Annotated in this window: 12 protein-coding genes; 6 read left to right on the top strand and 6 right to left on the bottom strand. The window is 71.7% G+C overall.

The window, feature by feature from the left end; all coding sequences use genetic code 11:
* The first annotated feature begins 42 nt into the window (after positions 1 to 42).
* Together IT371_00675 and IT371_00670 are read left to right on the top strand one after the other, a co-directional pair.
* Positions 43 to 1239 carry a hypothetical protein gene (locus IT371_00675; GenBank protein ID MCC6746137.1) on the top strand — a complete coding sequence of 399 codons (1197 nt, stop codon included), beginning with the start codon at positions 43 to 45 and terminating at the stop codon, positions 1237 to 1239.
* A 626-nt stretch (positions 1240 to 1865) separates the two neighbouring features.
* Positions 1866 to 2888, top strand: a complete 1023-nt coding sequence (locus IT371_00670) for a hypothetical protein (protein MCC6746136.1) — start codon at positions 1866 to 1868, stop codon at positions 2886 to 2888.
* Positions 2889 to 2936: 48 nt separating this feature from the next.
* On the opposite strand, the gene IT371_00665 is transcribed toward IT371_00670, so the two are convergent.
* From IT371_00665 to IT371_00640, 6 genes are all read right to left on the bottom strand, one after another.
* Positions 2937 to 4271 (bottom strand): DUF4147 domain-containing protein, encoded by a 1335-nt coding sequence (locus tag IT371_00665; protein ID MCC6746135.1) that lies wholly within the window; start codon positions 4269 to 4271, stop codon positions 2937 to 2939.
* On the bottom strand, positions 4262 to 5287 hold the full coding sequence (locus tag IT371_00660) for a hypothetical protein (protein MCC6746134.1): 1026 nt from the start codon (positions 5285 to 5287) through the stop codon (positions 4262 to 4264). The genes IT371_00665 and IT371_00660 overlap by 10 nt, the downstream gene beginning before the upstream one ends.
* A 21-nt stretch (positions 5288 to 5308) precedes the next feature.
* Positions 5309 to 6250, bottom strand: coding sequence for a M23 family metallopeptidase (locus IT371_00655; protein ID MCC6746133.1), 942 nt, complete (start codon positions 6248 to 6250; stop codon positions 5309 to 5311).
* Positions 6251 to 6559: 309 nt separating this feature from the next.
* On the bottom strand, positions 6560 to 7063 hold the full coding sequence (locus IT371_00650; protein MCC6746132.1) for a peptidylprolyl isomerase: 504 nt from the start codon (positions 7061 to 7063) through the stop codon (positions 6560 to 6562).
* Positions 7064 to 7224: 161 nt separating this feature from the next.
* Positions 7225 to 8595, bottom strand: coding sequence for a sigma-54-dependent Fis family transcriptional regulator (locus IT371_00645; protein MCC6746131.1), 1371 nt, complete (start codon positions 8593 to 8595; stop codon positions 7225 to 7227).
* Positions 8588 to 9907 (bottom strand): HAMP domain-containing histidine kinase, encoded by a 1320-nt coding sequence (locus IT371_00640; GenBank protein ID MCC6746130.1) that lies wholly within the window; start codon positions 9905 to 9907, stop codon positions 8588 to 8590. The genes IT371_00645 and IT371_00640 overlap by 8 nt, the downstream gene beginning before the upstream one ends.
* A gap of 165 nt (positions 9908 to 10072) precedes the next feature.
* Here IT371_00640 and IT371_00635 point away from each other — a divergent pair, with 165 nt between their 5' ends.
* From IT371_00635 to IT371_00620, 4 genes are all read left to right on the top strand, one after another.
* The gene (locus IT371_00635; GenBank protein MCC6746129.1) at positions 10073 to 10720 is read left to right on the top strand and encodes a carboxypeptidase regulatory-like domain-containing protein; all 648 of its coding nucleotides are present in this window, start codon (positions 10073 to 10075) and stop codon (positions 10718 to 10720) included.
* A gap of 14 nt (positions 10721 to 10734) precedes the next feature.
* On the top strand, positions 10735 to 12006 hold the full coding sequence (locus IT371_00630; GenBank protein MCC6746128.1) for a hypothetical protein: 1272 nt from the start codon (positions 10735 to 10737) through the stop codon (positions 12004 to 12006).
* Between the two features lie 9 nt (positions 12007 to 12015).
* Positions 12016 to 12807: a hypothetical protein gene (locus IT371_00625; GenBank protein MCC6746127.1), complete on the top strand. Its 792-nt coding sequence runs from the start codon at positions 12016 to 12018 to the stop codon at positions 12805 to 12807.
* Between the two features lie 112 nt (positions 12808 to 12919).
* Positions 12920 to 13372: a hypothetical protein gene (locus IT371_00620; GenBank protein MCC6746126.1), complete on the top strand. Its 453-nt coding sequence runs from the start codon at positions 12920 to 12922 to the stop codon at positions 13370 to 13372.
* Positions 13373 to 13381: the final 9 nt, after the last annotated feature.

The raw sequence follows: 13381 nt of genomic DNA, 5'->3' as shown, positions 1-13381 counted from the left end.
ATCGATCTCGATGGCCTCGATGGCGCCGCAGCTCGTGTCCTCGTGAAGCGCGCCGGCCTTCGCTCCCTCGGTCTTCTCGCTGTCGGCGTTGCGGGCTGCCTCTGCGCGTCGACGGCCCGCGCGGCCGAGTGGCGCGCGCACCTGGTCGCGACCTACGCGGAACGCCCGCCCGGTCCCGGCCCCGTCCAGGCCCGCCTCGGAGAGCTCGTCCGGCTGCAGCTCGTCCTCGAGCGGGGGAGCGGCCGACAGGGGCGCCTCTATGCGGCGGCGTCCCGCCTGCGCCTCGTCCCCGGCGGGCCCCTCCGGCGGGCGCTGCCCCTCGAGGAGCTCGGCCCACTGCGCATCTCCTGGTATCGCGTCGAGCCCGAGCTTCACCACCTCGCGCTTCGTCCCCCCAACGAGGGGAACCCGGCCTACTCCAACTCGGTCCTCTTCGGCCCTCGCCACGGCGTCTGGCTCGGGTACGACCGCCTGGAATACCGACGCACGCTCATCGCCGGCGCCCGGGGAGCGGTGCTGGAGGTCCGCCGCGCCGCACCCAGCCATGCGAAGCTCGCCGCGCACGGGGGGCTGGGCACCATGCGGTTCCAGGCCGTGGTCCTCATCGCCGGGAGCGAGGTGTCGTCCCCCGGCCTCGAGGCACAGGAGCGGGGCGGCCTCTCGCCGGCGGTGATGCGGGTGAGCTTTCGCGCGGGAGATGACCTGCCGGGCCACCTGACCTCGTACTTCAACGTGCCGAACGTCTTTGGCAGCGCCGGGGTGGCGGCCAGCAAGCACCAGACCGAGCTCTACCAGGGGGCGGACTGCGCCGACGTGATCGTAGGGGCCGCCCGGCGGGCCGGGGCGCGGGTGCCGTACACCTCGGCCCTGGGTCTCAAGGCCTACAGCCGGCCGGTGACCCCTCGGCTGCTGCTGAAGGAGGATGGGCTGTTTCTGGCCGACGGCCCCCGGAAGGGGGAGAGGGTTCGTTTGCGTTTCGGGGAGGAGGTCCGGCCCGGAGACCTGATGCTCATCGACTATTATGGCTTCAACGGCAGCCCCCGCAGCTGGGACCACGTCGGGGTGCTGGCGGAGGACCGGGGTAGAAAGGGGGAGCTCGACCCGGAGGACCAGCTCCTCCACATGGGGTATCTCCACGGTCTCGTGAAGGCTGCCCTCTCGACCGAGGGCCCAGCCTACGTCCAGTTTCTGCGCTTCCGGCCCAGCATCGAGCGCGCCTGGCGAGCCGGAAGTCGCTGACCAATTCGTAATCCCTCGGCAAAAAACGCGAGGAGCTTTCTCGTCGAGGGCTCGGCAGGAACGGCCACCCTACCGGAGGCCCCGCCCCCTTCCTCCCGCCATAAGTCGTCTATCAATGCAGAATAACGTGCGGTCTCGCGCCAACGTGGCCCCACCTCGGCCTGGCCGCATCTCGCCGTACCCGCCGTACCTCACCCAGGTTGATTTTCACCCGCCGTACCTCACCCGCCGCACCTCACCCAGGTTGATTTTCACCGCACCACCGCACCTCACCCAGGTTGATTGCCGCACCTCACCCAGCCGCACCTCACCCGCCGCACCTCACCCAGGTTGATTTGGGCCGTCGCCCGGCGCACTGGGGTGGGCGCCCCGGGCGGCGCGGCGAACCGTGCTATAGGTCCACGGGCTCTCACGGCCGGGTCGCGTCCGGCACGGCGCGGCCAGAGATCAACCTGGGTGGGCGAGAAATCAACCCGGGTGCGGCCCGGTGAACCAGAAATCAACCCGGGTGCGGCCCGGTGAGAAATCAACCCGGGTGCGGCCCGGTGAACCAGAAATCAACCCGGGTGCGGCCCGATGGGAGTGGCCCGATGAGGAGAGGTCCAGGACGAATGATGCGATGCGGCATGTGGGGGCTAGCGGCGCTGGCCTGGGCCGTGGCGGTGGGGCCCGGGTGCGGGACCGGCCGGGGGTCGGCTTCGGCCCGTGAACCGGGTGGTCATGGACTCGATCCCGCCACCGGGCTGCTCCGCGTGGCGCCCGTCCGAGTGACGACCCCTGCCTCCGCGGCCTTCTGGCGCCAATGGGGGGACGGGAAGGCGGAGCTCTCGGCCTATCGCATCGTCACCCCCCGCTACGGGGCGGCGCGAGCGGGGACGGCGGTGCTGATCTACGTGACGGAGCCGATGGACAGGCGCACCTGGCTCAAGGACGACCGGGGAGCGGTGCCGGAGGCCGAGCGCCTGAACGTGCTCAAGCTGAACCACTCCCTGGCCTTCCGGACCGGGGTGTACCCCTACAGCGTGATGACGAGCGTCTTCTCGCCGGTGGACGGGGTGGGCCGGGAGCGCTTCGCGCCGACGAAGATCACCTTCAGCGCGCAGGAGTGGTGCGGGCACGTCTACGAGCTGCTGCACGCGACGGCCGGAGCGTTCGCCAGCCAGCTCCGCTCGTATTTCTCCGTGGACGGTGAGCGGAGCGAGCTCGTCGCGGTGCGGCCGGGGACACTCTACGAGGACGCGCTCCTCATCCAGCTCCGGGAGCTCGACGGGGCGTTTGCCGACGGCAAGGACTGGTCGGGCGAGCTGGTGCCGGCCCTCTGGAGCGTGCGCAAGGCGCATCAGCCGCTGCGCCCCGTGCGCGCGCGCATCCAGCGGACGGCGGCGCTGCGGCAAGGGATCAAGGTCACGCGCTTCGAGCTGCGCCTCGGGGCGATCACGCGGACCATCGACGTGGAGCAGGCCTACCCGCGACGCATCCTGGGGTGGACCGGGAGCGACGGCGAGAGGGCGTCGCTGCTCAAGACGGCGCGCCTCGCCTACTGGCAGCTCAATCGCCCTGGAGACGAGGCCCAGCTCAAGGCGCTAGGGCTCGCCCCCGACGGCACGCCACCGCCCGAAGGGGTCCCCGCGGCGACGAGGAAACCGTAGCCGGCTCGCTGCGCCCCTCATCCGGCGCAGGACGCCCGCGCATGCCCCTCACCCGGCGAGGAGCAGCACCAGGTCGTTCACGTTGGTGCCCGTGGGGCCGAGGCGCAGCAGGTCCCCCGTGGCGGCGAGGTAAGGGTACGCGTCGTTCTCGGCGAGGTGCGCCCGCGCCTGGAGCCCGAGCGCGCCGCCCCGGGCGATCGTGCCGCCGTCCACCATCGCGCCCGCCGCGTCGGTCGGGCCGTCCACCCCGTCGGTGGCGAGGCTCACGAGCAAGGCCCCCTCGAGGCCGTCGAGGGCCAGCGCCGCCGAAAGCGCGAGCTCCTGATTCCGTCCGCCGCGCCCGCGCCCCTGCACCGTCACGGTCGTCTCGCCGCCCAGCACCACGCAGGCCGGTCGCGCGAGCGGTCGGTCGCTCGTCACGAGCTCGCGCAACACCCCGGCCAGGATCCGACCGACCTCGCGCGCCTCTCCCTCGAGGAAGGTGCTCAGCAGCAGGGTGGCGAAGCCGAGCTCGCGCGCGCGCCGCACTACGGCCTCGGCCGAGACTACGTTGCTCCCGACCAGCGTCTGGACCACCCCCGCGAGTCGCGGGTCGCCCGGCTTCGGCGTCTCCGGCCGCGTTCCGGAGGCGCCCTCCCGCAGAGCGGCCTCGACCGACCCGGGAACGAGTAGGCCCCGCTCCCTCGCGCGCTCCGTGACCGCGAGCGCCTCGGCGAAGGTCGTGGGGTCGGCCGTCGCGGGGCCCGAGGCGATCACCTCGAGCGGACTTCCCACCACGTCGGAGAGGACCAGCGCCGCCACGCGCGCGGGGTGGGCGCGTGCGGCGAGCTGGCCGCCCCCGAGGCGGGTGAGGTGCTTGCGCACGGTGTTCACCTCCCCGATCGGGCACCCGGCGCGCAGCAGCGCGTGCGTGGTCTCGACGAGGTCCTCCAACGTGAGCCCGGCCGCCGGGAGCGCGAGCAGCGCCGAGCCGCCGCCCGAGAGCAGGCAGAGCACGAGATCCTCGGGGCGCAGTCCGTCCAGAAGCCGTTCGAGCTCCGTCGCTCCGGCGACGCCCGCGGCCGTCGGGACCGGGTGCCCCCCTTCGCGCAGGGCCACGGGTCCGATCGCACCGGGCGAGACCTCGGGCACGATCACCACGCCCGCCTCGATTCGCTCGCCGAGGACGGCGACCGCCGCCTCGGTCATCGCGCGTCCCGCCTTGCCTCCGCCGACCACGCGGAGCCGCGCCCCGCGGGCGAGCGGCAGCCGCGTCTGCCCCACGCGCAGCACCTCCCCGTCGAGCGCGAGGCTTCGCCGGACGGCCGCCGCGGGGTCCGCAGCCTCGAGCGCCGCGGCTAGGAGCTCGTGCGCGGCCTCTCGGAGCGCCGGTCTCACTTCGATGCGCCGCCGGGTGCGCCGCCGGCCGGCCCGCCTGCAGCCTGGAGCAGGCTACAGTCGAAGTCGCGGATGAAGCGGACGTTCAGGGCTTCGTAACCGCCGGGCTCCTTCGCCGAGCGGAAGGCCGTGTGCCGCTTGTACTCGGCCTCGATCTGCGACATCGGGTCCCCGTTGATGCAGCGGCGCAGGATGCCGAAGATCATCCCCGAGCGGTGCATCCCGCCGCCGCAGTGGAAGTAGACGTGGCCCCGCGGAGGGCCTCCCTTCGGCGAGAGGATCTCGCGCCGGATGAGGCCCGCCACCTGCCCCATGGCCGTCTTCAGGTTGCGCGCGTAGTCGGCGGGCTTCTTCACCAGCGCGCGCCACGGGAGGTCCTCCTTCGAGATGTCGTAGTGCGTGGCGCCCATTTCCTTGGCCACGCGCTCCTCCTGCGCCACGAGCTCGAGGAAGGGAAACTCGCCGCCGTAGAGGTTCACCACGTGCTGCACGCGGCCGTGCCGGATGAGCGTGCGCAAGCAGGAATCGGCCCGCAGCGGATCGGTGATCACCCCCGAGCGGTAGACGAGCACGGGGCGCGTCTTCCCCGTCGCGTCGCGGTAGGAACGACCCTTGAGGCGCAGCACCCCGACGTTCTGCGTCTGCAGCACGTCGAAGATGGTGCGCACGAGGTAGCCGAGGACCTCGCGGCTGGCGCTCTTCCGCTGCTCCGTGGTCGGCGTGGCTCCCAGGTGTTTGGCCACCTTGTCGGCCAGCTCCTGGCTGTAGCGCGCCAGCGGAGGATGCCAGGTGACCGTGCTGTTGCAGCGCAGCAGGTCCGGGTCGATCCCCTCGGCCTTCAGCACGGCGCGCGTCTCGGGGTTCTCGATGCGCTGGCTCGCGCGCGGCTCGGTCCCCTCGGGGACGGCGTAGGGCGGCGCCGGGGGCTTCACGGGCGGTTTTCCCCACGCGAGCCCCGACGGCAGGCCCAGCGCCCCTACGGAGGTTAGCGTGACGAGGAGGAGCGGACGCATTCGAGCCATGATGGTCTTCACGAACGGAGGTTAGTAACCCCCGCTCCGTCGCGTCAATTGTCCGATGTCGATGGCGCCCTCGAGGCGACCGGGGTGGACGAGCAGGCCCGTCGGGAGCGGCATCGGCTGTTCGGGAGGAACGTAGAGCGCGAGCTGACCGAAGCGCATGGTGAAGTCTCCGAAGCGCGCGGGCAGGCCGCGGGCCCGCATCGGGTCTGGACCGTCCTGCAGCTGGAGGTGCAGGTGCGGCTCGGCCGAGTTGCCGCTGTTGCCGCATGCACCCAGGCGATCGCCCGCGCGAACCAGTTGGCCCCGGCGCACGCCGAGGCCCGGTCGCAGGTGGAAATACGCCGTGTGCTCGCCGCTCGCGTGCCGCAGCACGACCAGATTGCCTCCCGTGGCGAGCGGGCTGCGGAGGAGCGCCTCCAGCTCGGGGCGGCGTCCGACCGGCTCGTTCTCGGGCTGGCCGTCCAGCGTCAGCACGACCTCTCCGTCGGCGGCCGCCAGCACGGGTCGGCCGTGCGCGTGGTACGCGGCGTTCATGCGCCTATCGCCCGCGTGCGTGAGCCCCTCGGGCCCGGCCACTGCCAGGTCGTAGGCGAAGCTCTGCGAGAGGAGCAGGGCCTGCCCGTGTGGCTCATCGAAACGATGCCCCGACAGCACTTGCCAGTGGCCGGCCACGGGGAGCCGCAGTGGCGTGCGTCCGGCGAAGGTCTGCACGGCGAAGGTGCGACTGGCCGCCCCCCCGTCGAAGGCCACGGTGACGCGCAGCGCGTCGGGGAGCTCGGCGGGGCGCAGGATGGTGAACTGCCGCGTGAGCGAGACCGTCTCGCCGGAGCCCACGCGGGCGTGGCCCATGGGGCGCAGATACCGGTCACGCAGGCGATGCGCGGTGGCGAGGCTCTGGGGGTCGGTGATCACGACCCACGGTGCGGCGCGCAGTCTCCGGCCGAGCAGCGCCTCCTCGAGCACCGTCGTGCCGAGGCGGGCGCCCCTCTTGAGGTGCGCGAGGTCGATGCGCCGCAGCGTGAGCGGCGTTCGCCCTCGGTTGTGCAGGTTCAGATGGAAGAGCAGGTGCGCGTACTCGCCGCTCAGGGTGAGCAGCGGCGCGGCCTGGAGCGGGTCGGGGACGAGAGCGAGCTCGAGCGGATCGGTGTCGAGCTGACCGAGGAGCGGCGCCGGGCGGGGCGCGGGGCAGCCGGCAGGCCCGAGAAGGAGGCCGAGACCGAGGAGCCCGAGACGGGCGAGGCGCGCGAGAGCCGCGGACGCGCCGGGCAGAAGCTACTCCACCACCGTCGCCGACTGGATGATCACCGGCTCGAGCGGGCAGTCCTTCGAGAAGGATCCCTTCGCCCCCGTCGGGACGGCCTTGATCCGGTCCACCACGTCCATCCCCTCGACGACCTCGCCGATCACCGCGTAGCCGTAGCCTTCCTGCGTGGTGTCCTTGTGGTCGAGGAAGTCGTTGTCCACTACGTTCACGAAGAACTGCGAGGTGGCGCTGTTCACGTCCGGGGTGCGCGCCATGGCGACGCTGCCGCGCTTGTTCTTCAGGCCGTTGTGGCCCTCGTTCTCGACCGGGGAACGCGTGGGTCGCTTCTTCAGCTCCACGTCGTAGCCGCCCCCCTGGATCATGAAGCCGTCGATCACGCGGTGGAACACCGTGCCGTCGTAGTGCTTGGCCTCGACGTACTCGAGCATGTTCTTGACCGACAGGGGCGCCTTTTCCTCGTCGAGCTGAACCACGATGTCCCCCATTGTCGTGGAAAAACGAACCTTAGGCATCGCTGGGCTCCTGGCAAGATGGACCGTGCGGCTCGGCCTGGCCTGGCGGGCAGCGCTCGCCAGAAGGACTTACGACCCACCCGGAACGGTGAGTCTAGCGCCAGCGAGTGGGCAAGCCAAGCGTCGGTTTGCCGCGATCTTCGCCGCGGGCTGCGAGCCCTTTAGGGGTCCTCGTCTCCCTGGCAGAGCGCGTGGCTGCGGAGCTTCTCCCAGAGGGTCTTGCGGGAGATACCGAGCAGCGCGGCAGCCTCGGCGCGGCGGCCGGACGTGCTGGCGAGGACGCGTTGCAGGTACTCGCGTTCGAAGGAGCGCAAAGCCGCTGTCAGCGGCACCACGGAGAGCCCCGGGTCGTCGCTCTCGGGGGCGCCCCCGGCGATGTCGGCCGGAAGGTGCGCGAGGTCGACGGGCTCGTCCCGGGCGAGCAGCACGGCCTGCGTGATGGCGTGCCGCAGCTCGCGGACGTTGCCGGGGAAGGCGTACGAGGCGAGCGCGGCCCAGGCGCGGGGCGTGATCGAGGGGAGCGGGCGGTCGGCGGGCACGCTCTGGCGCAGGAAGTGCTCGACGAGCAGCGACAGGTCGCCCGGCCGCTCGCGCAGCGGCGGGACGGTCACGCCGAGGGCGTTCAGCCGGAAGTAGAGGTCCTGGCGAAAGCGACCCTGCTCGATCATCTGGCGCAGGTTGCGGTGCGTGGCCGAGACGAGGCGCACGTCCACCTTGACCGCCTGGTTGGTGCCGAGGGGCTCCACCAGGCCGTCCTCTACCACCCGCAGCAGCTTCGCCTGCGCCGAGGCCGGGAGCTCTCCCACCTCGTCGAGAAAGAGCGTGCCTCCGTCGGCCGCGCTGAAGCGGCCCTCGCGCCGCCTGAGCGCGCCGGTGAAGGCGCCCTTCTCGTAGCCGAAGAGCTCCGCCTCGAGCAGCGTGTCGGGGAAGGCGCTGCAGTTGATCACCACGAAGGGCATCTTGCGGCGCGGGCTCGACTCGTGGATCCGGCGGGCCAGGAGCTCCTTGCCGGTTCCGCTCTCCCCCACGATCAGGACCGGCGTCTCGCCGCTCGAGAGCGCGTCCACGCGCTGGAGCGTGGCGGCCATGGCGGGGGAGCGGGAGACGATGCCGCCGGCCGTGCGGCAGTGGGCGAGCTCGTCGCGGGCCGCCTCGAGCGCGCGCTGGAGGCCACGCCGTTCGGCCACACGCGCCACGCGCACGACCAGCTCGTCCTCGTCGAAGGGCTTGGTGAGGTAGTCGAGGGCCCCTTCACGCAGCGCCCCGACAGCCTCGGAGACGGCGCCGTAGGCGGTCATGAGGACCACATCGGTGGCGGGCGACTCGGCGCGCAGGTGCCGGAAGATGGTCAGCCCATCCACCTCGGGCAGGCGGATGTCGGTGACGACCACGTCGTAGCGGGCGGCGCCGAGCAGCGAGAGCGCCTGCCGGCCGGTGGTGGCCAGCGTGACGTGGTAACCCTCGCGCCGCAGTCTGTCGCCGAGCGACAGGCGGATCGTGGGCTCGTCGTCTACGAGCAAGATGTCAAGCAAGGGTGGGACCCTCCGCCTGTGGCAGCCACAGGGTGACGCTGGTGGGACGACCGGGAAGGCTCTCGATGCAGAGCTCGCCGCCGTGACTGCGCGCCACGGTGTTGGTGATGGCCAGCCCGAGGCCCGTTCCTTCGCCCGGCGGCTTGGTGGTGAAGAACGGCTCCGTCACGCGCGGCAGGAGCTCGGCGGGAATCCCCGCGCCGCGGTCGATGAACCGCAAGAGCGCGCGTCCCGACGAGACCTCGACCTCGGCGTCGATGGCCTCGCCCGGGGGCGAGGCGTACACGGCGTTCATGAGCAGGTTGACGAGCGCCTGGAGGAGCTGGGCGCGGTCGGCGAAGACCCAGACCGGCGTGTCCGGAGCCCGGGTGCGAACGGCAGTGTTCTTCTCGCGCAGTCCCGGCGTGACCATGCGCACCGACGAGGTGAGGAGCTCGCGCGCGTCGAGCAGCGTCGGGTTGAGGTCCCGGCGTCGCGAGTAGTCGAGGAGCCCCTCCACGGCGAGCCGGATGCGGTCCAGGCCGTCCAGCATGGCCTGGTGGTACTCGCTGCGGCGTTCCTCGGCCACCTGTCCCGAGGCGAGAGAGCGGGCGCAGCCGATCACCCCTTGTAGCGGGTTGTTCACCTCGTGGGCCACCCCCGCCACGAGGAGGCCGATCGAGGAGAGCTTCTCGGCCTGCACGAGCTGCGCTTGATCCTCGGCGAGCTGGTCGGTCGCCGCGCGCAGCTCGAGGTGCGCGACGCGGAGCGCCTCGGCCCGCTGCCGGAGCTCGGCCGCGACGTACCCCACGAGCGGCCCGTGCACGAGGAGGCCCGCGGAGGTGACGGCGGTGGTCCACGTCTCGCCGGGGAAACCCTCGCGGAGCTGGAAGGCGCCGTAGACCGCCACGGCGAGCAGCGACGCGCCGGTGCCGATCCGCAGCCCGTGATAGAAGGCCGCCATCGCGGTCCAGAGGTAGAGCGCGCGGTAGAAGGGGCTCTCGGCGCCGCCCGTGAGCGCGACGAGCGCCGCCACGAAGACGAGGTCGAGGCCGAACGCCACGCCGTAGAAGGTGCCCTTGGCCGGGGAGCGGAGGAGGCGCCAGCCGGCCGCGTAGAGCAGCGCGCTGTAGAGGGCGAAGGCGCCGAAGGCGTAGAGCGCGGCCTGGCGCTCGGCCGCGTGGCCCTGCGCGAGGAGCGCGTACGAGACGCCCGCGACCAGCCCGCCGACCCGGCACGCGGCGTAGACGGCGTCCTGGGTGTCGCGAACCGCGGCGGTCCGGCCGACGATCTGGCCGCGAGGCCCTTCAGGCTCGTTACGCTCTCGAAACATCTCGCCGCCCGCCTGTTGCAGGTTCGTGACGCCGGAGGCGTTCGCGCCGCCCCACGAAACACCCTGCGGAGTCCTAATAGCAGCAAAGCCGCGCCCCTTCAAGCGACGGCACGGTCCTTGATAGGCGGGTCACGCCAGGCGGTCACGCATCTCACGGAGGAGCCCATGCCGAGCCGGTGCTGCACACCCATCGCGACCCGCACGCTGGGGCTTCTGCCCGGGGCGCTGACCTTCGTCGTGGCGCTCCTGGCCGCGGTGAGCCCATCGCGGCGCGCCGCCGCCGCCGACGCGACCGGCACGATCTCGGGTGAGGTCGCTGCGCGTTCCCCCAAGCTCAAAGCGGGCGTGGTGGTCTACCTCGAGAAGGTGCCGGGCGCGTCCACTCGGCCGGGCGCTCCGGTCACTATGGACCAGCGCAAGATGGTCTTCCTCCCGCACGTCCTGCCCATCGTGCGCGGGACCACGGTGCGCTTCCTCAACAGCGACGACGTGCGCCACAACATCTTCACCCCCGACGGGGACAAGTACAACCTCGGCACCTGGCCGAAGGGCGAGGTTCGCGTCCGGACCTTCACGCGCCCCGGGGTCTACCGCCAGCTCTGCAACGTGCACCCCGAGATGGAGGCCTTCATCGTCGTCCTCGACAACCCGTTCTTCGCCGCCACGGGGCCCGACGGGCGCTTCGCCATCAAGGGGGTCCCGCCCGGGAGCTACGTGCTGAAGGTCTGGAGCGAGAAACTCTCGGCCCCGAACCAGAACGTGAAGGTGACCGCCGGCCAGACCACGACCCTCAAGCTCAAGCTGGCGCGCTGACCATGGACGCGCGCGTGCGTTGGATGCTGCGAGCGGGGCTCCTCGCGTTGGTCTGTCTGGCGGGACTCGACCGCGCCTGGGCGGTCCCCGCCTTCGCGAGGCGGTACGGCACGAGCTGTCAGACCTGCCACGTCGCCTTCCCCAAGCTCACCCCCTTCGGCGAGGCCTTCCGTCGCCGGGCTCACCACTTCCCCGGCGGGCAGGACGAGGACTACCGCAAGAAGGAGCAGCAGAAGCTCGGCGCCGACGGGTACAAGGCGGTCTTTCCGCGCTCGGTTTGGCCCGGAGAGCTCCCGGCCGAGATACCGATCTCGGCCTTCGTGACCTCCACCGTGCGCGGCGCCCCCGAGGGACCGCAGCGCGCGAGCTTCGCCGCGGTGGGCGGCAGCGTGGCGCTGAACGGCACGGCCACGCTGGGCTCGTGGGTCTCGGCCTGGTTCGGCATCGCCTTCCTGGCGGGCACCGGTGAGACGGCGCAGGTGAGCCTCGAGCGCGCCTTCGTGGCTATCGCCCCCTTCAAGCGTCCGTGGGCCGTGCTGCGCGTGGGGCGCTTCGAGCCGGCGATCTTCAGCTTCTCGAGCCACCGCATGCTGGGTCTCGCGCCGTGGATCCTCACCGCGCCGGTGCGCGACAACCAGTTCGCGCTGGAGCCGACGCAGCTCGGCTTCGAGGTGGCGGGGATCGCGCTGCGCGGTCGCGGCAGCTATGCGCTCGGCTTCGTGGAGGGAGCGGGGAACCAGCTCAACGCGCCGAAGGACCTCTACGGCCGCGTGGCCTACAAGATCGGCGGTATGCGCCCCGACGGAGACGTGGGGACGGCCGAGCTCAACCTGGCCGATCCGGCGCCCTGGCGCGAGTGGAGCGTGCAGCTCGGGGGCTTCGGGTACTTCGGCTGGGCCGAGATCGGAAACCCGGAGAGCGCGAGCCAGGACGATCGCTTCTGGCTGGCCGGCGGCGACGTGAGCGCGCAGCTCCGGGACGTCTCGGTGACGGCGGCCTACTCGCAGGCCCGGCATCGGCGTCCGATCCTCGCCGAGCCGACCCGTTCGCTGACGGTGCACCAGCTCATGGGTCAGGTGGACTACGTGCTCTTTCCGTGGCTCATCCCGACGGTGCGGTACGAGCGTCGCATGCTCGACGGCGGGGCGGAGGATCGCCTCACCCCTGGCGTGTACCTGCTCGTGCGGGCCAACATCCGCGTCGTAGTCCTGGCGAACGTGCAGCGCCCGATCGACGGCCGGTTCGCCCTCGAGCGCGTCCAGGGCAGCCTGGCCCTCGGCTTCTGAGGAGAACGCATGCTTTCCACGTGTCATCGAGTCCCGCGTGTTGGAGCTGCGCTGCTGCTCGCAGCCGTGCTCTGCGGCTGCAGCGACCACGTGCGTCGCCGTTTCGCCCTGACCGCGGTGCAGAACCTGCCCGCCGCCACGGCGATCCTGGCCGGGACCTCGCTGCGTCTGGAGCTGACGCGGCTCGAGCCGCTCAAGAGCAGTCACGAGCTCGTGGCCTGGGGGCGACGCCTCACCGGCTGGCTGCCGCTCGGCGCCGTGTCGGCGACGGTGCCCACCAACTTCGCGCTGCCGCCGGAGCTCGGTTCCTGGTCGGAGCTCGAGGAGCTGGTAGTGAGCGAGGAGTCGCGCGGTAGGTGGGCCTCCGCGCCGGGGGCGGCGGTGGCCTTTCGCGGACGCCTCGGTGGGGCCCTCAGTCTGGGCAGCTACGGGCAGCTCCAGAGCCAGACGCTCGCGGAGGTGACGGCCGAGGTGGACATCGAGGATGGGCGCCTGCGTGTGACGCCGAAGCACCTCTCGGCCGCGGTCGCCCCCTTCCGGCACGGCCTGCTCCTGCTGCGCACCGGCGGAGAGCACGACCACGCCGCGGGCACCCCTCGGCTCGTCGGCACGCTGAAGGCCGACGGCGCGACCGAGGTCACGATCGAGGAGCTCGTGGCGACCTACCAGGAGGTGGCCGTCACGCTGGAGCTCGTGAACGGCGTGGAGCAGGCGGCCACGGGCAGCGTTTTCTTGAAAGGGCAGGTTCCGGCCGCGGCGGGCGCGACGAGCGCGCCGGCGGGCGAAGGACACAGTCACTGATCGGAGGAAGCGAATGACGACGCAGAAGAGCTGGCATCTACGAACTCTGGCGCTCCTGGGTGTGGCGTGTGGCCTGCCGTTCGGGGGGTGCGGCGCTACGGAGTCGCACTCCATGTCCGACATGATGTCGGCGCTGAGCAGCGCCATCGACGTCTTGAAGCAGAAGGTGACGACCCACAAGACCGACGCGGCGACCGTCGCCGATCTGGCCGCGCTGACCTCGCTCGAGGGGACGCACACGGCGGAGGCGCTCGTGGTGGTGGTGGACCTCGAGCACCAGATGGCGGACCTGCAGACCTGCAAGGGGAGCAAAGGCGAGCTGCCGCCCCTGGGGACCATGGTTCCGACGGTGGCGGCCGCGAAGAGCGAGTGCGACGCCCATCGCGCGAAGATCTCCGCCGCGCCGGATCTCGCCGCCGCGCGGGCCGAGGAGACACGGTACCAGGAGGCGATGGAGAAGCACGTGATGGCGCTCCACGGCGGCCACCACGGGATGAGCGCCATGGCCGGGTCGTACACCTGCACCAGCGCCAGTCACAGCACGACGGGAGGCCACGGTCACTGACCGAACAGA

This window comes from Deltaproteobacteria bacterium (assembly GCA_020848905.1).
Taxonomy (GTDB): Bacteria; Myxococcota_A; Polyangia.
This window is presented reverse-complemented; position numbering and strand designations above follow the sequence as displayed.